The organism is Streptomyces sp. R44 (assembly GCF_041053105.1).
Taxonomy (GTDB): domain Bacteria; phylum Actinomycetota; class Actinomycetes; order Streptomycetales; family Streptomycetaceae; genus Streptomyces.
The window spans coordinates 2262951-2286067 of sequence record NZ_CP163444.1 but is presented as its reverse complement, the minus strand read 5'-3'; the positions used below and the strand labels follow the sequence as shown (position 1 = coordinate 2286067).

Sequence of the window (23117 nt, the reverse complement as noted above, 5' to 3'; positions counted from 1 at the left end):
TGCTGAGAGATGGGGCTGCTGAGGATCAGCCGCCGAAGGTGCCGGACTTGACCGGCTTGAACGCGCCGCCCTCGACCTTGTAGACCGTGAGCTGCTTGTTGGTGGTGTCACCGAACTCGTCGAAGGCGACCGAGCCGGTCACACCCTCGAAGGAGACGCCCTGCATGGCCTCGACGACCTTGGCGCGCTCGGGGAGCTTGCCGCCGTTGCCCTCGACGGCCTTCTTGACGGCCTCGATGATCGCCCAGGTCGAGTCGTAGGCGTAGCCGCCGTAGGCCTCGTAGGCCTCCTTGTAGTTCTCGGCCTTGTAGTTGGCCAGGAACTCCTTGGCGGAGTCGAGGGACTCGATCGGCGCGCCGACCGAGGTGGCGAAGTCGCCCTCGGCCGAGGCCGCGCTGGCGAGCTTCACGTACTCCGGGCTGAAGATCGCGTCGCCGCCGACGACGGTGACCTTCGCGCCGGCCGCCTTGATCTGCTTGGCCAGCGGGCCGGCGGCCGGGTACTCGCCACCGTAGTAGACGACCTCGGCACCGGAGCTCTTCACCTGCGTGGCGACCGCGGCGAAGTCCTTGGTGTCCGGGTTGATGTGCTGGGTGCCGACGACCTTGCCGCCGAGCTTCTCGAACTCGCCCTTGAAGGTGCCCGCGAGACCGGCGCCGTAGGTCTTCTTGTCGTCGATGATGAAGGCCTTGGTCTTCTTGGCCTCCTTGAAGACGTACTGGGCCGCGAACGGGCCCTGGATGGCGTCGGTGGTGGCGGTGCGGAAGTACGACTTGTAGCCGCGCTTCTTGTCACCGGAGGCCCAGTTCGGGCCCTGGGAGAGCGACGGGTTGGTGTTGGCCGGGGAGACCTGCACCAGCTTCGCGTCGTCGAAGACCTTCTGCATGGACTCGGCGACACCGGAGTTCAGCGGGCCGACGACGCCGAGGACGGACTTGTCGGCGACGAACTTGGTGGCGTTCTGCTGGCCGGAGGAGGGCTGCGCCTGGTCGTCCAGGGACTCCAGCTTGAAGGTCACGCCCTTGACGTAACCCTTCTTGTTGGCCGTCTTGACCGCGAGGTCGGCCGAGTTCTTGATGCCCTGGCCGAGGGCGGACAGCTCACCCGTCAGCGGCGCGTCCAGACCGATGGTGACGGTGACGTTGCCGCTGTCGCCGTTCTCGGCGCCGCCCTTGTCGTCACGGGAACCACAGGCAGTGAGCGTCAGCGCTCCCGCGGTGACCGCGGTGGTGAGTATGAGCAACGAACGGTTTCGCACGAAGGGTCCTTTCCCTGGCGCGGCCCCCTCGGAATGAGGCGGTGCCGTGAAGCTGCGGAGCGAGGGGTGCCGTTTTGGAACGCCGGGCCGTACTGGGTTTGGTACAGGGCCGTGCACTAGGACGCGCCCGGCGGCGCGGTGACTGGCCGTGACTCTAAGCGCAGGTGGGGAGGGTCGGGGAGCGGCGAGGACAGGATGTGACTGTCTTGTTATGCCGACGGGGAAATGGTGTGCGCGCCGCATGGGTAAACCGGGGCATTAGGGTCTGTAATGCAGTGTTCACATACTGAGAACGTGCAGTTCCGCTAAGGGGCTTGAGTGAATCTTGGTCCTGTCGCGCCCTCCGCTCGACTCTCCGGATATCGGACAGTGGCAGAAACCTGAGCGGACGAAAGCGTTCGCCCGTCCCGCCCGATTCCACATCGTGCGAAGATCACGCAGAGTGACGGCGGGCGGGGCGGGGTCGGGACGGGGACGTCAGGGAAGCTGGACGTACGGCTTCAGGAAGTCACGCGCGCCGGGAGTGTCCAGCCGATAGACCACATTGGTCGCGTAGCACGGCGTATCACCGGTGATCGTCGTGGCCACCAGCGTCCGCCCGCCCTTCAGCTCCGCGAAGTTGGGGCCGCCCGAGTCGCCGTAGCAGGCGCCGCCGTTCCCCTGGGGCGCGGTCATGGAGAGCCGGATCCAGGCGCTGTTGAGCGCGTTGAACGTGACCGGCGCCTTCATGCGGACGCCGCCGCCCGGGTGCGTCTGGCCGCCCGGGCCGCGCTCCGCCTCCTCGGTGCCGTAACCGGCGACCAGGAAGGAGGTGTCGTTCAGACCCTGCGGGCCCAGTGCGTCGAGGGCGCCCGCCCGGGGCAGGGGGGCCGGGGTGAAGGACCACCGGGCCTTCACGGCGGAGGCCGGGAGCTCGATCACCGAGATGTCGTGCGTGTCGGAGGCCGGGCCCGGGTAGGCCGGGTGGCTGTGGGCGGTGCCCTCGACGGCCACGCTCCGCGCCTGGGCGGCCGGGTCGCCCGGGTGGGCGGCGGCCGCGCGGTCCAGGCCGGCCTGCACGTCCTGGTCGAGCGAGACGTAGAAGCGGACGTTCGCCGGCCAGTCGGTGGTGCAGTGCGCGGCCGTCAGGAAGGTGTTCCCGTCGATCATGGTGCCGGAGCAGACCCAGTCGACGCGATCGGGCGTCGCCGGGTCGTCGTCGTTGTCCCAGGTCGCGACGAGCGCGCCGACCTCGGTGCGCTCGGGGGCCGGGGTCGCGTTGTACGAGTTGATCGCCGTGGCCGGCATCGCGGTGGCGAGGACGGCGGCGCAGGCGGCGGCGGTGACGGTGGTCATCGCGTAGGTGGTGCGACTGGCGGTCACGAAGAACCCCTCGGTGTGTGAGTGGATCGGGTGTTCTCCTGTGGGGGAGGTTCGCCAGTGAAGCGTCTGTGGCCGCGCGGGGCAAGAGGTCCTGGAGGTAGGGGAGTTGAAGCACGAACGGCGCGACGCGGGACGACTGCTCGTCCCACGCCGCGCCGTTCACGCCGGCTCGGTTCGCCGGGCTCGGCTCAGGGGCGGGGCCGCGGCGTGTCCGGCTCGGGGTGCGGGCCGCTCTGCTCAGGCCTCCGCGTGGCCCGTTCGGGGTGCGGGCCGCTCTGCTCAGGCCTCCGCGTGACCCGCCGACGGCAGGTCGCCCGCGTCCTTCGCGGTGATCTCGCGGAGCAGGCAGGTCAGCCGGGCCGAGCACACCCGCTTGCCCTGCTCGTCGCTGATCACGATCTCGTACGTGGCGGTGGTCCGCCCGCGGTGGACCGGGGTCGCCACGCCGGTCACCAGACCGCTGCGCACCCCGCGGTGGTGGGTGCAGTTCAGGTCGACGCCGACGGCGATCTTCGAGACCCCGCCGTGCAGCATCGAGCCGACGGAACCCAGCGTCTCGGCGAGCACCGCCGACGCACCGCCGTGCAGCAGCCCGTACGGCTGGGTGTTGCCCTCCACCGGCATCGTGCCGACGACCTTCTCGGCGGAGGCCTCCAGGATCTGCACGCCCATGCGGTTCCCGAGGTGCCCGGCCGAGAAGAGCGCCGGGAGGTCGACGCCGAGCGCCGCGTATTCGTCGATGACCTCCTGCGGGAACTTCACGTGCTGCTGCTCACCCATGGGCCCGGCTCCGTTCGTCTTCGTACGGCTGATCTGCCTGAGCAAACGCTTAGGCAGGTCGTGAGTCTAATCGCCGCCCATGAAGACCCGACAGAGGTGATCGGCCTCGAAACCCGGCTCGTGGCAGGGAGTGAGCCGGACCGGCCCGACCTGGACGAGGAAGAACTGCTCGGGAGCGGTCGGCAGGGCCTCCGCGCGGAACGGTTTCGTCCCGTCCTGGATCACCAGCTCGCCGCGCGTGCCCGCCGCGTCCCGATAGGCCGCCGCGATCTTCCAGTCGCAGCTCTCCGTACCGACCGCGGCCGCGACGAGCAGCGCGCCCGGCGTGCTGCCGCCGCCGAGATCGATCTTCCGGCGGTCGAAGTACCGCTCGCCCTGGTCCTCGCCCTCGTCGGTGATGACGGGAGCGGGGTCCTGGCGCCGCAGATCGAAGAAGACGCCCGGGTAGGGCGCCTCGCCCTGGGCGGGGTGGTGGAGGAGGAACCGCGCGGCCGAGGGACGGCAGTCGACGTCGACCGCGCGCATGTCGGTGACCGACAGCTGGGAGGCGCGGTCGCTGAAGAGGTTCAGCCTGAAGGCGGTCGTCGGGCCGGAGCGGATCGTGCCGTCCCCTGAGAGGTGAGGGGTCGTGCCGATGACCCTCGCCCCGAGCGGCCCCAGGATCCGCCACGCGTCCCGCCCGTATCCGGTGGGCGTGATCGGCAGCGCCTGGAGCGCGCGCTGCTCGGCCGGGGCGAGCGGCCGGTCCAGGACGATCGACCACTCGTCCCGGTCGAGGGCGGACAGATCGGCGTCCACCGCGGTCGTGAACGGGGCCTCCTCCTGGTCCAGTTTCTTCCCGGCGTCGTCCTCGGCCCGCACCCGCGACTCGGCGAACAGGGTGTCGTAGACGTAGGTGACGACCTGCCCGAGGGCCGCGGTGGCGAGCAGCCCGGCGGCGATCACCAGCAGCCCCCGGGCCAGCACCCGGCCCCGCCGGGCGGGCGGCACGTGCGCCGACCCGGGCAGGATCCGCTCCAGGGCGAGCTCGCTCAGCGACGGTTCCGGCGGCTCGGGTGCCGGCGGCGGGGGAGTCGGAGCGGGCCCTTCCGCGGGGGCCGACGATGCCGGGGCCGGACCGGGATCCGGGGCAGGAGCCGGACCGGGACCCGGGGCCGGGGCAGGAGTCGGAGCCGGGGCCGGACCCGGAGCCGGAGTCGGTGGGCGGTCGGCAGGTGGGCGGTCGGGCGGCGGCGGTGGAGCGGGAGGTGGAGTGGACAACGGGGCCCCCGTGGCGCACGCGAGTGGGAGTGGAGGGTACCCCCGCACCCACGGCTCAGGTCAGTACGTAACCGGCCATCGGGTGCCCCGCCGCCCTCGCCCCCGCGATCAGTCGCCCGTCCGCACGGGGACCAGACGCACGATCACCGACTTGCTGGCGGGGGTGTTGCTGATGTCCGCCGTGGACTCCAGCGGCACCAGGACGTTCGTCTCCGGGTAGTAGGCCGCCGCGCAGCCCCGGGACGTCGGGTAGTGCACGACCCGGAAGCCGGACGCCCGCCGCTCGGTGCCGTCCGTCCACTCGCTCACCAGATCCGTGTACGCCCCGTCCGCGAGGCCGAACGCCGCCGCGTCCTCGGGGTGCACGAGCACCACCCGGCGGCCGCCCTTGATCCCCCGGTAGCGGTCGTCCAGGCCGTAGATCGTGGTGTTGTACTGGTCGTGCGAGCGCAGCGTCTGCAGCAGCAGCCGGCCCTCGGGCACCCGCGGGTACTCGACGGGGGCGGCCGTGAAGTTGGCCTTGCCGGTCTTCGTCGGGAAGCGGCGCTCGTCGCGCGGGCCGTGCGGCAGCGCGAAGCCGCCCGGGTTCGCCGCGAGACGGGCGTTGAAGTCCTGGAAACCGGGCACCACGCGCGCGATGCGGTCCCGGATCCGGGCGTAGTCCGCCTCGAACTCCTCCCAGGGCGTGGCCGACGCGTCGCCGAGCACGGCCCGCGCCATCCGCGCCACGATCGCCGGCTCGGACAGCAGGTGCGGGCTCGCCGGCGGCAGGTTGCCCCGGGAGGCGTGCACCAGGCTCATCGAGTCCTCGACCGTCACGAACTGCTTGCCGCTCCTCTGCACGTCCTTGTCGGTGCGGCCGAGCGTCGGCAGGATCAGCGCGCGCGTGCCCGTCACCGCGTGCGAGCGGTTCAGCTTCGTCGAGACGTGCACGGTCAGCCGCGCGTTCCGCATCGCCGCCTCCGTCACCTCCGTGTCGGGCGTCGCCCCCACGAAGTTGCCGCCCATCGCGAAGAACACCTTCGCCTCGCCGTCGCGCAGCGCCTGGATCGAGCGCACCACGTCGAAGCCGTGATGGCGCGGCGAGACGATCCCGAACTCCTTGTCCAGGGCGTCGAGGAAGGCGGGCGCGGGACGCTCGAAGATGCCCATCGTGCGGTCGCCCTGCACGTTCGAATGGCCGCGCACCGGGCACACCCCGGCGCCCGGCCGCCCGATGTTCCCGCGCAGCAGCAGGAAGTTGACCACCTCGCGGATCGTCGGCACGGAGTGCTTGTGCTGGGTGAGGCCCATCGCCCAGCAGACGATCGTCCGCTCCGAGGCGAGCACCATCTCCAGGGCCCGCTCGATCTCCGCGCGGTCCAGGCCGGTCGCGGCCAGCGTCTCGTCCCAGTCGGCCGCCTTCGCCGCCGCCGCGAACTCCTCGTACCCATGGGTGTGTTCCCGTACGAAGTCCTCGTCGACCGCCCCGGCCGTCTCCAGGACCAGCTTGTTGAGCAGCCGGAACAGCGCCTGGTCGCCGCCGATCCGGATCTGCAGGAACAGGTCCGTGAGCGCCGCGCCCCTGAGCATGCCCTGCGGGGTCTGCGGGTTCTTGAAGCGTTCAAGGCCCGCCTCCGGCAGCGGGTTCACCGAGATGATCCGCGCGCCCGCGGCCTTCGCCTTCTCCAGGGCCGAGAGCATCCGCGGATGGTTCGTCCCCGGGTTCTGCCCGGCCACGATGATCAGGTCCGCCCGGTGCAGGTCCTCCAGGGAGACGCTGCCCTTGCCGATGCCGATCGTCTCCGTCAGCGCCGAGCCCGAGGACTCGTGACACATGTTGGAGCAGTCCGGCAGGTTGTTCGTGCCGAACTCGCGGGCGAAGAGCTGCAGCAGGAACGCCGCCTCGTTGCTCGTCCGCCCCGAGGTGTAGAAGAGCGCCTCGTCCGGCGAGCCCAGGGCCCGCAGCTCCTCCGCGATGACCGCGAACGCCCGCTCCCAGCTCACCGGCTCGTACCGCTCGCCGCCCTCCGGCAGCAGCATCGGCTGCGTGATCCGGCCCTGCTGGCCCAGCCAGTACCCGCTGCGGGTCGCCAGGTCCGCCACCGGATGCGCGGCGAAGAACTCCGGCGTCACCCGGCGCAGCGTCGCCTCCTCGGCGACCGCCTTCGCGCCGTTCTCGCAGAACTCCGCCACATGCCGCTTGTCACCCTCCGGCCAGGCGCAGCCGGGACAGTCGAAGCCGTCCTTCTGATTGACCTTGAGCAGGGTCCGCGCGGTGCGCCGCAGACCCATCTGCTCCTGCGCGATCCGCAGGGTGTGCCCGATGGCGGGCAGGCCGGCGGCGGAGTGCTGCGGCTCCGTGACCTGCGGTGCGTCCTGGACCGGGTCACCGGCAGGCGGCTTGCTGACCATCGCGCTCTCCCTTGAGCGGTAATCCTGTGGCGTACGTCTCCGATCCTGTCACGCGGCACCGACAGACCGGCACCCCGGCCGCCGTGGACGGGATTGTCAGTGGACCGTGGCAGGATCGTCGTGTGGCCGAGACAGCATCGAAGACCCCCGCAGACACCCGCCCCCGCCTGCTCCTCATGGACGGGCACTCGCTCGCGTACCGGGCGTTCTTCGCGCTGCCCGCGGAGAACTTCACCACCGCGACCGGACAGCCGACGAACGCGATCTACGGGTTCGCCTCGATGCTGGCGAACACGCTCCGCGACGAGGCGCCCACCCACTTCGCGGTCGCGTTCGACGTGTCCCGCAAGACCTGGCGGTCCGAGGAGTTCCCGGAGTACAAGGCGAACCGCTCGAAGACCCCCGACGAGTTCAAGGGGCAGGTCGAGCTGATCGGCGAGCTCCTCGACGCGATGCACGCGCCGCGCTTCGCCGTCGACGGCTTCGAGGCCGACGACGTCATCGCCACCCTCGCCACCCAGGCCGAGGCCGAGGGCTTCGAGGTCCTCATCGTCACCGGCGACCGGGACTCCTTCCAGCTGGTCACGGACCACACCACCGTGCTCTACCCGACCAAGGGCGTCTCCGAGCTCACCCGCTTCACCCCGGAGAAGGTCCAGGAGAAGTACGGCCTGAGCCCCTCGCAGTACCCGGACTTCGCCGCCCTGCGCGGCGACCCGTCCGACAACCTGCCGGGCATCCCCGGCGTCGGCGAGAAGACCGCCGCCAAGTGGATCAACCAGTTCGGCTCCTTCGCCGAGCTCGTCGAGCGCGCGGACGAGGTCAAGGGCAAGGCCGGCCAGAACTTCCGCGACCACCTGGAGTCCGTCAAGCTCAACCGCGTCCTCACCGAGATGGTCCGGGACGTCGAGCTGCCGAAGACCGTCACGGAGCTCGCCCGCGAGCCGTACGACCGCACGGCCGTCGCCCTCGTCCTCGACACCCTGGAGATCCGCAACCCCTCGCTGCGCGAGCGGCTCCTCGCCGTCGACCCCGGCTCCGCCGAGGAGACCGCGCCCGCTCCCGCCGCGGGCGTCGAGCTCGACTTCACCGTCCTCGGCGCCGGCGAGCTCGCCCCCTGGCTCGCCGAGCACGGCACCGAACCCCTCGGCATCGCCACCGTCGACAGCTGGGCCCTCGGCACCGGGAACGTCGCCGAGATCGCCCTCGCCGCGGCCGGAGGAGCCGCCGCCTGGTTCGACCCCAGCACCCTCGACGAGGCCGACGAGCGGGCCTGGGCCGCGTGGATCTCCGACCCCGACCGGCCGAAGGTCATGCACAACGCCAAGGGCGCCATGCGGGTCTTCCCCGAGCACGGCTGGTCCATCGCGGGCGTCACCATGGACACCGCCCTCGCCGCCTACCTGGTCAAGCCCGGCCGGCGCTCCTTCGCCCTCGACGCCCTCACCGTCGAGTACCTCGGCCGCGAGCTCGCCCCGGCGGCCCCCGCCGACGGACAGCTCGCCTTCGGTGCCGACGACACCGCCGAGGCCGAGGCCCTCATGAGCCAGGCGCGGGCCGTCCTCGACCTCGGCGGCGCCTTCGACGAGCGGCTCGCCGAGGTCGGCGCCCGTGAGCTCCTCCACGAGGTCGAGCTCCCCACCTCCGCCCTCCTCGCCCGCCTGGAGCGGCACGGCATCGCCGCCGACCGCGACCACCTGGAGGCCATGGAGCAGCAGTTCGCCGGCGCCGTGCAGCAGGCCGTCAAGGAGGCCCACGCCTCCGTCGGCCACGAGTTCAACCTCGGCTCGCCCAAGCAGCTCCAGGAGGTCTTCTTCGGCGAGCTGAACCTGCCGAAGACCAAGAAGACCAAGACCGGATACACGACGGACGCCGACGCGCTCGCCTGGCTGGCCGGCCAGACCGAGCACGAACTGCCGGTGATCATGCTCCGCCACCGCGAGCAGGCCCGACTGCGCTCGACGGTCGAGGGCCTGATCAAGACGGTCGCGGCCGACAACCGCATCCACACCACCTTCAGCCAGACCGTGGCCGCGACCGGCCGCCTCTCCTCGACCGACCCGAACCTGCAGAACGTGCCGGTGCGGACGGACGAGGGCCGCGCCATCCGGCACGGCTTCATCGTCGGCGAGGGCTTCGAGGCCCTCATGACCGCCGACTACAGCCAGATCGAGCTGCGCGTCATGGCCCACCTCTCCGAGGACGAGGGCCTCATCGAGGCCTTCACCTCCGGCGAGGACCTGCACACCACCGTCGCCTCCCAGGTCTTCGGCGTCGAGCGGTCCGCCGTCGACGCCGAGATGCGCCGCAAGATCAAGGCCATGTCGTACGGCCTGGCCTACGGCCTCTCGGCGTTCGGCCTCTCCCAGCAGCTGAACATCGACCCGGGCGAGGCCCGCGGCCTGATGGACACCTACTTCGAGCGCTTCGGCGGGGTACGGGACTACCTGCGGCGCGTCGTCGACGAGGCCCGCGCGACCGGGTACACCGAGACGATGCTGGGCCGCCGCCGTTACCTCCCGGACCTGAACAGCGACAACCGTCAGCGCCGCGAGGCCGCCGAGCGGATGGCGCTCAACGCCCCCATCCAGGGCACGGCCGCGGACATCGTCAAGGTCGCCATGCTGAACGTGGACCGCGCCCTCACCGACGCGGGCCTCGCCTCCCGGATGCTCCTCCAGGTCCACGACGAAATCGTCCTCGAACTCGCCCCCGGCGAGCGCGAGCAGGTCGAGACCCTGGTCCGCGCCCAGATGTCGGCCGCCGCCGACCTCCGAGCCCCCCTGGACGTCTCGGTAGGAGTAGGCCCGAACTGGGACTCGGCAGCCCACTGACGCGACCCGCCGCCCGTTGTGGGCAATCGTCCCGCCCTGCGGGACGATTGCCCACACGGCGCGGGGCGTGTGCGCCAGGTGGACCAGTCAAGGGGCGGCCCCGGCGCACGGCTCCCGACACTGGGGGACATGTTCACGCGCCGCCACTCCGTCCTCCCCAGCTGCGCCCTCCTCGGCGCCCTCCTCGGCGCGTCGGCCACCATTTGGGCCCACCCCGCCGAGGCACACCCCGCGCCCACCCTCTGCACCTCGTCCCGCGAGCCGGCCCTCGCCGCCCGCCTGTCCCAGGACATCACCGCGGCGCTCAAGGGCCGCGAGAGCACGGTCGCCCTCGCGGTCCACGACCCCGGGCGCGGACTGCGCTGCCGGCTCGACGACACCCTCGCGTACGACTCCGCCAGCATCGCCAAGGTCCTGATCATGCAGGCCGTCCTCGGCCGCGCGGAGGAGCTCGGCCGGGCGCCCACCCCGCTGGAGGCGCGGCGGCTGAAGGCGATGATCACCCGCTCCGACAACAAGGCCGCCACCGAACTGTGGGACGGACTGTCCCGTGCCCGGCTGAACAGGGTGCTGCGGGAGGCCGGCGCCCAGGACACCGTCCTCGGCCGCGGCCGCTACTGGGGCCTCACCCGTACCACCGCACGCGACCAACTCGCCCTCCTCGCCGCGGTGTCGCGCCGCACCGGGGCCCTGGCCCTGATGGGGCAGGTCGTCCGCGCACAGGCCTGGGGCGTCACGGCGGGCGCGCCCCGCACGGTCAAGGTCCACCTCAAGAACGGCTGGCTGCCCCGCGCGACGCACGCCTGGCGCGTCCACAGCGTCGGCATCGTGCGCCCGGCGACGACGGACACGGGCACGGGCACGGGCACAAGCAACGACAAGGGCACAGGCACGAAACCGGACACGGACACGGACACCGCCACCGAGAGCCCCGCGGTCGACTACCGAATCGTCCTCCTGAGCCACGACAACCCCACCATGCGCTACGGCGTCCGCACCCTGGAGAGGGTCTCCCTCGCCGTCCACCGCAGACTCTCCGGCAGCGCTGCGGCCCGCGGCTTCACCCCGCCGGAGAAGATCAGCGAGATCCCTGACGGGAGCGCTCCGGCCGACGGCCCGGGTCCGGGTCCGCTCCCAGGTCCTGGAGGTCCCGGGGGACCGGCGTGGCCGGGGCCGTCAGAGCCCGCCGTGGCCGGAGGAGCCGCGCCCCCGCCCCGTACAGCACGAGCCCGACGGCGAGCCCCGCGCCGGCGCCGAAGCAGGCCGTCGGGATGACGTCGAGGGGCGTCTCGATCCGGTCCCAGCCCCAGTACGCGGCCCAGCGCAGCACCCGGTGCGCGACCCCGGCCAGGACGCAGCCGCCGATCAGCCCGGCGGCGAGGAACCGCCCGCGCCGGCCCGGGACCGGGACCCCGGCCGGCAGCTCCACCCCCGGGACGGCAGAGCGCAGCGCCCGCGCCGTGCACCAGCCGAGGAGCGCGAGGGCCAGCGCCGAACCCCCGTACTGCGCGTAGAGATAGACCGGGAACCCGGCGACGATGTCGCCGAGGAAGGGGATCGCGCGGGTGCCCCAGCGGTCCAGGTGGGTGAAGGAGTCCCACACCACATGGGTCGTGGCGCCGAGGATCGCCGAGAGGCAGAACCACCCGGCGAGCGCGGCCGGATGACGCTCACGCCAGGGACGGCCCCGGACGAGCCCGTACACCCGGCCGCGCCAACGGCCGGGCAGCAGCGCGACGAGCGGCTCGCGCACGGTCAGCCACAGGGCCACGAGTACGGCGGTGATGACGACGTCGGCCGTGACGATCCCGACGGGGGAGTGGGTGACGTCCCCGAGGACCATCGCCCCGGGGAACGCGGTCGCGGCGAAGTAGGTCATGTCCGGCGAGAAGGACCCGGCGACGAGCGCGGACGCGACGAGCGGCCCGCGCGCGGTCCCGTCGCGGCGCAGCGCGGGCAGCACGGCGGCGGCATGGCTCAGCGTGAACGGCAACGGGAGTTCCCCCAGGGTCGGGTGGTGACGGCGGCCGGTGGCCGTGAGGGAGCAGTGTGCACGGTCGGCCGGAGAGCAAGAGGGGCGGGACGCTCCGGTCGGTTCCCGGACTCACCTGGTCGGCAGGCGACCAAGAGGTGACGAAACCGTGAAACACGGTCAGCTGCCGGTACTCGCCGGTCCGGAGTTGGCATAGGGTCGCCAGAGGTTTCACGCGGGGAGCGCGGGACCGCGTCGATGGGGAGGGACGACGGACATGGCAGCGCACATCGGCCACCGGCTGCGCAAGGGAGCCACCAGTGGTGTCGTGATGGCCGCGGCGGTCGCCGCGCTCGCCGCCTCGCAGGCGCCGGAGGTGATCCCGCCGGCCGCGGACAACGCGGGCGGAGACACCGCCATCGGTGCCGGTGACACGGCGCCGCCTTCCGGAGACGGCTCCGCGACCGGCGATTCGCCGTACTACACGAAGCTGCCGCCGCTGAACACGCCGAACAAGCCCGGCGCGACCGCCCATCTGCCCGTCATCGCCGGTCCCGCCGAGGCCGGCATACCCGCGTCCGTCTACTCGGCCTACAAGCGTGCCGAACTGTCGATACGTTCGACCGACCCCGGCTGCAACCTGCCGTGGCAGCTGCTCGCCGGCATCGGCAAGGTCGAGTCGGGTCAGGCGAACGGCGGCAGGGTCGACGCCAACGGCACGGCATCGCCGCGGATCCTCGGTCCCGCCCTCGACGGCAACGGCTTCGCCATGATCGCCGACACCGACGGCGGCGCCTTCGACGGCGACAAGGTCCACGACCGGGCCGTCGGCCCGATGCAGTTCATCCCGTCCACCTGGGCCACCTGGGGCCAGGACGCCAACAGCGACGGGAAGAAGGACCCCAACAACATCTACGACGCGGCGCAGGCCGCCGGCCTCTACCTCTGCGCCAGCGACCGCAACCTCGCGGTCAAGGCCGATCTCGACCAGGCGGTCCTCAGCTACAACCACTCCAGGGAGTACCTGAACACGGTCCTGTCCTGGAAGGCCTTCTACGAGCGCGGCACCCACCAGGTCCCGGACGGCACGGGCGTGCTGCCGGTCGGCCGCAGCGACGACGGCATCAGGGGCAACCGCCCGACCGGGCCGCTCCCGACCGTGCCGACGACTCCGGCCCCGAACCCGGGCACCCAGCAGCCGAAGCCGCCGGTGAACAATCCCGGTCCGGTCAAGCCGCCGACCGTCCCCACCAAGCCCCCGGTGACCGAGCCGGTGAAGCCGCCCACCGTCCCGCCGGCCGCCAAGGTCGCGCAGCTCGCGGTCGTGGCCAACGCGAAGCTGACCACGACCACCGGCAGCGCCTTCACGGGCTCCCCCCGGGTCGCCGCGCTCGACTCCGCGGGCAAGCCGGTCGCCGGCGTGAGCATCCGCTTCGAGATCATCGGCACCACCGACACCCGCTTCGCCGGCGGCGGGACCACCGCCACCCTCACCACCGGGTCGACCGGCCTCGCCACCTCGCCCGCGCTCCGGGCCGGCGAGAAGACGGGCTCCTTCACCGTGCGCGCCACCGTCGTCGGCCGGACCCTGGGCGCGGCCGACTTCGCCGCGACCGTCACGGAGCGCCAGGCGGACACCCTCGCCCGGGTCCCCGGCGACGCCCTGTCCGCCACGACCGGCGCCTCCTTCGCCCAGCAGGTCCAGGTGAAGGCCACCGACAAGGGCGCCCTCGCCCCCGGCGTGCTCGTCACCGCGGTGATCGTCACCTCGAAGACGGACCCGAAGGAGAGCACCGAGGGCCCGTCCTTCAAGGCCGCGGACGGCACGACCGTCCGTACCGTCACCCTGAAGACCGGTCCGGACGGACTGCTCACCTTCGCGCCGGGCGACATCCTCGCGGGCGACAAGGCCGGCACGTTCTACCTCCAGCTCACCGCACCGGGCGGCGGCACCACCTTCATCGACCTCACCGTCGAGCTGCCCGCGACGCCGACCCCGGAGCCCTCGCCCTCCGGCAGCGGCTCGCCCGAGCCCACCCCCTCGCCCAGCTCCTCCCCTTCGGCCTGACCGAAAGCCCCACCGCGCCGCATCACCCGGCGCCGCGTCGCTCCGCGCCGTCCCCCGTCCGCACCGGGCGGGGGACGGCGCTTCGCGTTACCCGGGTGCAACGTGTTCTCATCTCGCGGCCGCGTTGCTACGGTGCCCCCGCCCTGACGACCTATCAGATCGCATCCCGGGAGGCCGACCATGCGCGCCCTCGTCGCCGCCGCCATCGGACTCGCCCCAGTCCTCCTCTTCGTCCTGCTCCTCTCCGTGGTCGATCTGCCGCCCGACGGCCCCACCTCGCCCAAGCCCCTGCTGACCGCCGATCCCGGCGCCAGGAAGTAGGGGGAGGACCGTGCGCCGCCGAGCCAGCCTCGTCCTCCTCGCCCTCGCCGTCTTCTGCGCCGCGATGGCCCCGACCCTGCGCTGGTACGCCTTCCCCCGCCTGGCGAAGATCCCGGCGAACCAGTACCAGGACACCGTTCTGGAGGCGCGGCCCGCGACCCTCCTCAACTACTCCACCCTCAAGGCCGAGAAGGTCGACAAGATCACGATCATCCAGACCCTCAAGGGCAACGTGGAGGAGTCGCGGCGCATCGAACGCGACGCCGGGCGCGACGTCGTCGTCTGGGACGCCCTCGCCTACGTCACCGGGCCCGACGGCAAGATGGTCTCCCAGGTCCCCGAGCGGTACATCTTCGACGCCCACACCCAGGACCCCGTCCACGCCACCGGCGAATCCGTCGACGGCGACCCGGTCCGCCGCGAGGGCATCGAGTTCAAGTTCCCCTTCCTCACCGAGAAGCGCGACTACCAGTACTTCGACGCCCAGACCCGCACCGCGGCCCCCATCCACTACAAGGGCACCCGCACCTTCCGCGGCATGGAGGTCTACTACTTCGAGCAGACCATCCCCTGGACCCAGGTCCCCATGCCCAAGGCCATGCCGGTCAAGGGCATCACCCCGAAGATCCTCGCCGACTCGGGCCTCACCCGCTGGTACACGACCAAGCGCATGTTCTGGATCGAGCCGGTCACCGGAGCCCCCGTCAACGGCGAGGAGATCCACAAGGAGGAGCTCCGCAATGCCAAGAAGCTGATGGGACAGGACACCCTCACCGTCTTCGCCGGCCACGTGAAGATGCGCGAGGACTACCTGGAGAGCGTCGGCGAGCTGGTCTCCTCCAACCGCCTCATGGTCCTCATGCTCGTCTCCTACATCCCGTGGAGCCTCACCGTCCTGGCCCTCGCCCTCCTCGCCCTCGCCCTCTGGCTGGAGGCCCGCTCGCGCCGCCCCGAGCCGGAGCCGCCCGCCGCCCCCGTCCCGGCCCCGGTCAGCGCTCCCCTCTGAGCCGGGCGCTGGTGTGCCGGGTCGGCACCGCCGCGGACGGATCCTCGGGCCACGGGTGCTTCGGATAGCGCCCCCGCAGCTCCGCCCGCACCGCGCGGTAGCCGTCCCGCCAGAACGACGCCAGGTCGGCCGTGACCGCCGCCGGCCGGCCCGCGGGGGAGAGGAGATGGACGAGCACCGGGACCCCCGCCACCCGGGGCGTCTCCGCCAGACCGAACATCTCCTGGAGCTTCACCGCGAGCACCGGCCGCTCGCCGCCGTACTCGACCCGTATCCGCGAACCGCTCGGCACCTCGATCCGCTCCGGCGCCAGCTCGTCGAGGCGCACCGCCTCGCCCGACGCCCACGGCAGCAGCCGCCGCAGTGCCTCCCCGGCGTCGATCCGCCCCAGATCGGCCCGGCGCGACGCCCGGGACAGCTCCGGCTCCAGCCACTCCCCGGCCCGGTCGACCAGCGCCCCCTCCGACACGTCCGGCCAGGGCTCTCCCAGCTCCCGGTGGAGGAAGGCGAGCCGCTCGCGCAGCTCCCCGGCCTCCCGGCGCCACCGCAGCAGCCCGAGCCCCTCGCGCCGCAGACCGTCGAGCAGCGCCTCCCGTACGAGAGCGGGCTCCGCCCCGGAACCCAGGGGCCGGACCGTCAGCTCGACCGCGCCCAGACGGTCCACCGACCGCGCGACCACGTCCCCGTCCTCCCAGTGGACCTCCTCGCCGGTGCTCCGCAGATGCCCGGCCGCCCGGCACGCCGTGGCCTCGTCCACCACGGCCGCGAGCCGCACCCGCGCCGTGGCGTCCCTGGCGGTGCGGTCCGCCACCGCCACGGCGAGCCACGGGCTGGACCGCAGCCCGGACCCCTCGGCAAGCCGCGCCCCGCTCCCGGACGCCATCAGATAGCCACCCTGCTCCCGCGCCCTGGCCACCCGCTCCGGGAACGCCAGCGCCGTCACGAGCCCGGCCACCAGGTCGTCGCCCTCCGGCCCCGCGACCGCCCCGCCACCGCCCAGCGCCTCGCCCGCCGACCGCTCCAGGCGGCGTACCTCCGTCCGCCATCGCGCGCCGTACCCGTCGGTGCCCCGGCGTGCCGTGCGCCACGCGGCCACCAGGTCGTCCCCGTACTCGCGCGGCGGCTCCTCGCCGATCAGCGCCACCACCTCCGCGGCCCGCCGGACCCCGACCTCGGCCGCGCCGTCCAGGAGCGCGCGCCCCAGCCGCGGGTGCAGCCCGAGCCGGGACATCCGCACACCCCGCTCCGTGGCCCGGCCGTCCGCGTCCACGGCCCCGATCGAGCCGAGGACCTGGCGGGCCGCCGCCATCGCCCCGGCCGGCGGCGCGTCGAGCAGCGCGAGCCCCTCCGCCGTAGGGTCGCCCCAGCAGGCGGCCCGCAGCGCGAAGTCCGCCAGGTCGGCGATCCTGATCTCCGGCGAGGGGAACCGCGCCCGGGCGCCGTCCTCCGCCTCAGCCCAGCAGCGGTAGACGACACCGGCCTCCTCACGACCCGAGCGCCCCGCCCGCTGAGTCGCCGCAGCCGTCGACACCGGCACCGTCGCGAGGGACCCGAGACCCCGGGCGTGGTCCGTCCGGGGCTCCCGCGCGAGCCCCGAGTCCACCACGATCCGCACCCCGGGAACCGTCAGGCTCGACTCCGCCACCGACGTCGAGAGCACCACCCGCCGCCGCCCGTCCGGCCCGGCACCCCGCAGCACCGCGTCCTGCACGGCGGCCGGAGCCCGCCCGTGCAGCTGGAGGACCTCCGCGTCGACCCCGTCGAGCAGCCCGGCCGTCCGCGCGATCTCGCCCGTACCCGGCAGGAAACACAGGACGTCGCCCTCGTGCCGCTCCAGCGCGAGCCGGACCGTCGACGCCACATGGCGCAGCAGGGCGGGATCCACCCAGGTGCCGTGCGCGGGCCTGATCCCGGCCGGCGGCGCGGCGAACCGCACCGCGTACCCGTGGCCCGCCTCCTCGCTCCACACCACCGGCGCGGGCCCGCCCCCGTCCAGGACCGTGAGCAGCTCCGCCCAGGCCTCGGCATCGCTCGTCGCGGAGGCCGCGACGAGCTTCAGCTCCGGTCGCAGCGTCGCCCGCACGTCCACCAGGAAGGCCATGGCCGTGTCGGCGTCGAGATGCCGCTCATGGCACTCGTCGAGCAGCACCACGTCCACGCCCGCCAGCTCCGGATCGCGCTGGAGCCGCTGGAGCAGGATGCCCGTCGTCACCACCTCGATCCGGGTCGCGGGGCCGCTCCGCCGCTCGCCGCGCACCGAGAAGCCGACCGCGCCGCCGACCTCCTCGCCGAGCAGCCAGGCCATCCGCCGGGCCGCCGCCCGCACCGCCATCCGCCGCGGCTCGGCGACCAGCACCCGGCGCTCCGGTCCGTCCCCTATGAGCCCCGCGAGGGCCAGCGGAACCAGCGTCGTCTTGCCGGTGCCGGGAGGAGCGGACAGCACCGCCGCGCCGCGCTCCGCGAGCGCGGCGAGCAGCTCGGGGACGGCATGGCGGACAGGGAGACGGTCGAGTGCGTCGTTTCGGATCACGCACTCAGTCTCGTACGTGCGAAGAAAAGGGAGGGCCCCGTTGTCCACAGGGCCCTCCATTAATAGGACTGGTCGTCTCGCGGGACCGGTCCTCTCGCGGGGCTAGTCGTCCCGCTCGCAGACGAAGATCGCCGTCCCCGGGATCAGATTCCCCCGCAGCGGGGACCAGCCGCCCCACTCCTGGCTGTTCCAGGCCGGCCACTCCGGCTCGACCAGGTCCACGAGCCGGAAGCCGCCGGCCACCACGTCCCGCACCCGGTCCCCGAGGGTCCGGTGGTGCTCCACGTACACCGCCCGGCCCTGCTCGTCCTGCTCGACGTACGGCGTGCGGTCGAAGTACGAGGCGGCGACCGAGAGGCCCTCGGGACCCGGCTCGTCCGGGAACGCCCAGCGGATCGGGTGCGTCACCGAGAAGACCCAGCGGCCGCCCGGCCGCAGCACCCGCCGAACCTCACGGAAGACCCGCACCGGGTCCGCGACGAACGGCACCGCGCCGTACGCCGAGCACGCCAGGTCGAAGGAGCCGTCCCGGAAGGGCAGCGCCCCCGCGTCCGCCTCCACCAGCGGCACCTCCCCGCCGATCCGCAGCGCGTGCTGGAGCTGCCGGTGCGAGAGGTCGAGGGCCACCGGCCGCGCGCCCTGGGCGGCCAGCCACCGCGAGCACTGCGCCGCGCCCGCGCCGATCTCCAGGACGTCGAGGCCCTTCAGCGCGTCGGCGGGACCGAGGAGCCCGGCCTCGGCCTCGTCGAGCCCCTCCGGACCCCAGACGAAGCGGTCGTCGCCCAGGAAGGAGCCGTGGTCGCTCTGGTACTCGTCGGCGTTCCGGTCCCACCAGCCCCGGCTCGCCCGGCTGCTCTCCGCGTCCCCCGCGTCACGCCGGGTCGCCTCGGCCTCCTCGGCGTCCCCGTCGACCGCGTCTTCGTGTCCGTACTCTTGGTTCATCTCGCCCGCCGATGTAGTTTGCGCTCAGTGCCGCCGTGCCGCGGACCCCCGCCGTGGTGGCGCAAGGGCCGTGAGTCGTGCCGGAATTGAGCAGATCTGCCCTGGGTGCGCGCTTCGCGCATTGACCCTGTCCGGCTGCCCCCGTATGCTAAAGGTTGCGCTGCGGGCCTGCGCGCCTCAGACGGAGCAGGCCGCGCTCGTACCTGTTGTATGTCCCCTCGGTTCTCGAGGTTCCCTCCCGTTCGCGGAAGGGCGCTTCATTGGCTGTCCGGCTTCTTGGTGCGATACGGGCTCTCGGCGTAGCAGTACCTACGACTTTCTGTCCGTAACCGGAGCCCTTTCCCACATGACGAGCAGCACCGAGACCACCGCCACCAGCACCACCCCGCAGGTTGCGGTCAACGACATCGGTAACGAGGAAGCCTTCCTCGCCGCGATCGACGAGACGATCAAGTACTTCAACGACGGCGACATCGTCGACGGCGTCATCGTGAAGGTCGACCGGGACGAGGTCCTGCTCGACATCGGTTACAAGACCGAAGGCGTCATCCCGAGCCGCGAGCTCTCGATCAAGCACGACGTCGACCCGAACGAGGTCGTCAAGGTCGGCGACGAGATCGAGGCCCTGGTTCTCCAGAAGGAGGACAAGGAAGGCCGCCTGATCCTCTCGAAGAAGCGTGCCCAGTACGAGCGCGCCTGGGGCACCATCGAGAAGATCAAGGAAGAGGACGGCATCGTCACCGGTACCGTCATCGAGGTCGTCAAGGGTGGTCTCATCCTCGACATCGGCCTCCGTGGCTTCCTGCCGGCCTCCCTCGTCGAGATGCGTCGTGTCCGCGACCTCCAGCCCTACGTGGGCAAGGAGCTCGAGGCGAAGATCATCGAGCTGGACAAGAACCGCAACAACGTGGTCCTGTCCCGCCGTGCCTGGCTCGAGCAGACCCAGTCCGAGGTTCGCCAGACGTTCCTCACCACCCTGCAGAAGGGTCAGGTCCGCTCCGGCGTCGTTTCCTCGATCGTCAACTTCGGTGCCTTCGTGGACCTGGGTGGCGTCGACGGTCTCGTGCACGTCTCCGAGCTGTCCTGGAAGCACATCGACCACCCGTCCGAGGTTGTCGAGGTCGGCCAGGAGGTCACCGTCGAGGTTCTCGACGTCGACATGGACCGCGAGCGTGTCTCCCTGTCGCTGAAGGCGACGCAGGAGGACCCGTGGCAGCAGTTCGCCCGTACGCACCAGATCGGTCAGGTCGTCCCGGGTAAGGTCACCAAGCTGGTTCCGTTCGGTGCGTTCGTCCGCGTGGACGAGGGCATCGAGGGTCTGGTCCACATCTCCGAGCTGGCCGAGCGCCACGTGGAGATCCCGGAGCAGGTCGTCCAGGTCAACGACGAGATCTTCGTCAAGGTCATCGACATCGACCTCGAGCGTCGTCGCATCAGCCTCTCGCTGAAGCAGGCCAACGAGTCCTTCGGTGCCGACCCGGCCTCGGTCGAGTTCGACCCGACCCTGTACGGCATGGCCGCGTCCTACGACGACCAGGGCAACTACATCTACCCCGAGGGCTTCGACCCCGAGACCAACGACTGGCTCGAGGGCTTCGAGACCCAGCGCGAGGCCTGGGAGACCCAGTACGCCGAGGCGCAGGCTCGCTTCGAGCAGCACCAGGCTCAGGTCATCAAGTCCCGCGAGGCCGACGAGGCCGCCGCTGCCGAGGGTGCTGCCGCCCCGGCCGCCGGCAACGCCGGTGCGGGCATCTCGGGTGGTTCGTACTCCTCGGAGTCGGACGACAACTCCGGCGCCCTGGCGTCGGACGAGGCGCTCGCCGCCCTCCGCGAGAAGCTCGCCGGCGGCCAGAGCTGAACAGGCTCTCCGCTGAGCGCTAGCCGCTAGCGAACCGAGGCCCGTTCCCCTTCGGGGGAGCGGGCCTCGGCCGTTTCCGCAGTTCACCCACTCCGCCTCCGGAAGATCACGCGATGGGGGAATGGCCGTGCCCCGCGCGGCGTTTCCAGAGAGAACACGAGGAGGAGCGGTAATCGTGCTTGATCCCCAGGATTTGTACGAATGGGACCCGAAGGGCGTGGCCGTCGTCGACCTGGCCCTGGCGCAGGAGTCGGCCGGGCTGGTCATGCTGTACCACTTCGACGGCTACATCGACGCAGGCGAGACCGGCGAGCAGATCGTCGACCGACTGCTCGACACCCTCCCGCACCAGCTGGTGGCCCGCTTCGACCACGACCGGCTCGTGGACTACCGCGCCCGCCGCCCGCTGCTCACCTTCCGGCGCGACCGCTGGACCGCGTACGAGACGCCGTCCATCGAGGTCCGCCTCGTGCAGGACGCCACCGGCGCGCCCTTCCTCCTCCTCTCGGGCCCCGAGCCGGACGTCGAGTGGGAGCGGTTCGCGGTCGCCGTCCGGCAGATCATCGAGCGCCTCGGCGTGCGCCTCTCCGTCAACTTCCACGGCATCCCCATGGGCGTGCCGCACACCCGCCCCGTCGGCCTCACCCCGCACGGCAGCCGCACCGACCTCATGCCCGGGCACCGCAGCCCCTTCGACGAGGCGCAGGTCCCCGGCAGTGCCGAATCCCTGATCGAGTACCGGCTCACCGAGGCCGGCCACGACACGCTCGGCGTCGCCGCGCACGTCCCGCACTACGTGGCCCGGTCCCCGTACCCGGACGCGGCCCTGACCGCCCTGGAGGCCGTCACCGCCGCCACCGGCCTCGTCCTCCCCGGCGTCGCCCACTCCCTGCGGACCGAGGCCCGGCGCACCCAGACCGAGATCGACCGCCAGATCGGCGAGGGCGACGAGGAGCTGGTCGCGCTGGTGCAGGGCCTTGAGCACCAGTACGACGCGGCGGCCGGCGCCGAGACGCGCGGCAGCCTGGTCGCCGAGCCGGTCGACCTGCCGTCGGCCGACGAGCTGGGGCGGGAGTTCGAGCGCTTCCTCGCGGAGCGGGAGGGCGACGCCTAGCCCGTCCCGGGCAGGCCCTAAGCTGCCGCTCATGCTGAAGGTGGGCCTGACCGGCGGGATCGGCGCCGGCAAGAGCGAAGTGTCACGGCTGCTCGTCTCGTACGGAGCCGTACTGATCGACGCGGACCGGATCGCGCGCGAGGTCGTCGAGCCCGGGACCCCGGGGCTCGCGGCCGTCGTGGCGGCCTTCGGGGACGGCGTCCTCACCGCGGAGGGGACGCTCGACCGGCCGAAGCTCGGCTCCATCGTCTTCGCCGACGCCGACCGGCTCGCCACCCTCAACGCCATCGTCCACCCCCTGGTCGGGGCCCGGTCGGCGGAGCTGGAGAGCCGCGCGGGCACCGGGGACGTCGTCATCCACGACGTACCGCTGCTCACCGAGAACGGGCTGGCGCCGCTGTACGACCTGGTCGTCGTCGTGGACGCCTCCCCCGAGACCCAGCTCGACCGGCTCGTACGGCTGCGGGGCATGGCCGCGGCAGAGGCCGAGGCCCGGATGGCCGCCCAGGCCACGCGCGCGCAGCGGCTGGCCGTCGCCGACCTCGTGATCGACAACGACGGACCGCTCGACGCGCTGGAGCCCCAGGTGCGCAAGGTCTGGGAGGAACTGGAGCGCCGCGCCGGGCTCCCCGCCGAGGACGCCTAGGACCAGGCCCCGGCAGCGTGGCGGGCCACGGCGGAATGCGGCCGCCGGGGCCGGTGTTCAACCACCGGTCGAGGGGAAGGATGCCATCGTGGCCGACAGCAACCCGGAAACGCACGTCATCGACTTCCGCGCCGCCGAGCACCTGTTGGCCGCGCGGGACCCTCGCGGGGCCGTGAAGCTGCTGGACTCGGTGATCGCAGCCCATCCCGAGAACACGGCGGCGCGCCTGCTGCGGGCCCGGGCGTTCTTCGCCGCCGCACAGCTGCGCCCGGCGCAGCTGGAGTTCGAGCTGGTCCTGGAGCGCGAGCCGGACAACGCCTTCGCCCACTTCGCGCTGGGCCGCACCTTCGAGCGCTCCGGGCAGACCGCCCAGGCCATGCGGCACTTCCGCCTCGCCGCCGCGCTGGACCCGAAGCCGGAGTACCTCCAGGCGGCGGGCTTCGACACCCGGAACTGAGCGGGCGGACCGAGCGGGCGGACCGAGCGGGCGGCGGCGTCAGCGTCGCGGACCGCCGTGATCGGGTTCATACGGCGGGATGCTCCGGCCCGGCTGCCAGTGCGCGCCCTGGTGGATGTGGTGCAGCACCACCACGAGGTCGACCATGGCCACCAGGAACAGCACCCCGCAGGCCGCGGCCCAGCCGGGGCGCTCCACCAGGGAGAACACGGTCGTGCCGAAGGCTGCCCAGAGCAGCCCCCACATGCTCAGCCAGAACCGCAGGCGCAGCGCACTGCGCGCGTTGGCCGGCTCGTTCCCGCTCCGCATGACGGT

17 protein-coding genes and 1 pseudogene are annotated in these 23117 nt (G+C 72.3%); 9 read left to right on the top strand and 9 right to left on the bottom strand.

Annotation, left to right across the window (positions count from 1 at the left end):
* Window positions 1-25 precede the first annotated feature (25 nt).
* From AB5J54_RS10590 to AB5J54_RS10570, 5 genes are all read right to left on the bottom strand, one after another.
* Entirely contained in the window at window positions 26-1258 is a 1233-nt protein-coding gene (locus tag AB5J54_RS10590; RefSeq protein WP_369143664.1) for an ABC transporter substrate-binding protein, read from the bottom strand.
* 477 nt (window positions 1259-1735) lie between these two features.
* Window positions 1736-2620, bottom strand: coding sequence for a trypsin-like serine protease (locus AB5J54_RS10585; RefSeq protein ID WP_369143663.1), 885 nt, complete (start codon window positions 2618-2620; stop codon window positions 1736-1738).
* Window positions 2621-2899: 279 nt separating this feature from the next.
* Window positions 2900-3400, bottom strand: a complete 501-nt coding sequence (locus AB5J54_RS10580) for a hotdog fold thioesterase (RefSeq protein ID WP_369143662.1) — start codon at window positions 3398-3400, stop codon at window positions 2900-2902.
* A 66-nt stretch (window positions 3401-3466) separates the two neighbouring features.
* Window positions 3467-4390 carry a hypothetical protein gene (locus tag AB5J54_RS10575; RefSeq protein WP_369143661.1) on the bottom strand — a complete coding sequence of 308 codons (924 nt, stop codon included), beginning with the start codon at window positions 4388-4390 and terminating at the stop codon, window positions 3467-3469.
* Window positions 4391-4768: 378 nt separating this feature from the next.
* Entirely contained in the window at window positions 4769-7054 is a 2286-nt protein-coding gene (locus AB5J54_RS10570) for an FdhF/YdeP family oxidoreductase (protein WP_369143660.1), read from the bottom strand.
* A 122-nt stretch (window positions 7055-7176) separates the two neighbouring features.
* On the opposite strand from AB5J54_RS10570, the gene polA reads away from it, so the two are divergent.
* Window positions 7177-9888 carry a DNA polymerase I gene (gene polA / locus AB5J54_RS10565; RefSeq protein WP_369143659.1) on the top strand — a complete coding sequence of 904 codons (2712 nt, stop codon included), beginning with the start codon at window positions 7177-7179 and terminating at the stop codon, window positions 9886-9888.
* 129 nt (window positions 9889-10017) lie between these two features.
* Window positions 10018-10713: pseudogene (locus AB5J54_RS10560) on the top strand (serine hydrolase); the annotation flags it as partial.
* A 253-nt stretch (window positions 10714-10966) separates the two neighbouring features.
* Here the strand turns inward: AB5J54_RS10560 and AB5J54_RS10555 are convergent.
* On the bottom strand, window positions 10967-11881 hold the full coding sequence (locus AB5J54_RS10555) for a DUF4184 family protein (protein WP_369143658.1): 915 nt from the start codon (window positions 11879-11881) through the stop codon (window positions 10967-10969).
* Window positions 11882-12137: 256 nt separating this feature from the next.
* Here AB5J54_RS10555 and AB5J54_RS10550 point away from each other — a divergent pair, with 256 nt between their 5' ends.
* The 3 genes from AB5J54_RS10550 (at window position 12138) to AB5J54_RS10540 (ending at window position 15255) form a co-directional block, all read left to right on the top strand.
* Complete coding sequence (locus AB5J54_RS10550) at window positions 12138-13928, top strand: lytic transglycosylase domain-containing protein (protein ID WP_369143657.1); 1791 nt, start codon at window positions 12138-12140, stop codon at window positions 13926-13928.
* A 180-nt stretch (window positions 13929-14108) separates the two neighbouring features.
* Entirely contained in the window at window positions 14109-14249 is a 141-nt protein-coding gene (locus tag AB5J54_RS10545) for an SPW_0924 family protein (RefSeq protein WP_369143656.1), read from the top strand.
* Between the two features lie 10 nt (window positions 14250-14259).
* A complete protein-coding gene (locus tag AB5J54_RS10540) occupies window positions 14260-15255 on the top strand; it encodes a DUF3068 domain-containing protein (protein WP_369143655.1) in 996 nt (331 codons plus the stop codon).
* On the opposite strand, the gene hrpB is transcribed toward AB5J54_RS10540, so the two are convergent.
* Both hrpB and AB5J54_RS10530 read right to left on the bottom strand, forming a co-directional pair.
* Entirely contained in the window at window positions 15239-17785 is a 2547-nt protein-coding gene (hrpB, locus tag AB5J54_RS10535) for an ATP-dependent helicase HrpB (protein ID WP_369143654.1), read from the bottom strand. The two genes, AB5J54_RS10540 and hrpB, sit on opposite strands and share 17 nt — an antisense overlap.
* A 102-nt stretch (window positions 17786-17887) precedes the next feature.
* Complete coding sequence (locus AB5J54_RS10530) at window positions 17888-18727, bottom strand: class I SAM-dependent methyltransferase (RefSeq protein ID WP_369143653.1); 840 nt, start codon at window positions 18725-18727, stop codon at window positions 17888-17890.
* A 346-nt stretch (window positions 18728-19073) separates the two neighbouring features.
* On the opposite strand from AB5J54_RS10530, the gene rpsA reads away from it, so the two are divergent.
* From rpsA to AB5J54_RS10510, 4 genes are all read left to right on the top strand, one after another.
* Window positions 19074-20585 (top strand): 30S ribosomal protein S1, encoded by a 1512-nt coding sequence (rpsA, locus tag AB5J54_RS10525; RefSeq protein ID WP_015032828.1) that lies wholly within the window; start codon window positions 19074-19076, stop codon window positions 20583-20585.
* A gap of 175 nt (window positions 20586-20760) precedes the next feature.
* Window positions 20761-21699: a PAC2 family protein gene (locus tag AB5J54_RS10520; RefSeq protein ID WP_369143652.1), complete on the top strand. Its 939-nt coding sequence runs from the start codon at window positions 20761-20763 to the stop codon at window positions 21697-21699.
* A 31-nt stretch (window positions 21700-21730) separates the two neighbouring features.
* Complete coding sequence (coaE, locus tag AB5J54_RS10515; protein WP_369143651.1) at window positions 21731-22345, top strand: dephospho-CoA kinase; 615 nt, start codon at window positions 21731-21733, stop codon at window positions 22343-22345.
* A gap of 88 nt (window positions 22346-22433) precedes the next feature.
* A complete protein-coding gene (locus tag AB5J54_RS10510; RefSeq protein WP_369143650.1) occupies window positions 22434-22802 on the top strand; it encodes a tetratricopeptide repeat protein in 369 nt (122 codons plus the stop codon).
* Between the two features lie 39 nt (window positions 22803-22841).
* On the opposite strand, the gene AB5J54_RS10505 is transcribed toward AB5J54_RS10510, so the two are convergent.
* Window positions 22842-23111 carry a DUF6343 family protein gene (locus tag AB5J54_RS10505; protein WP_369143648.1) on the bottom strand — a complete coding sequence of 90 codons (270 nt, stop codon included), beginning with the start codon at window positions 23109-23111 and terminating at the stop codon, window positions 22842-22844.
* Between the last annotated feature and the right edge of the window lie 6 nt (window positions 23112-23117).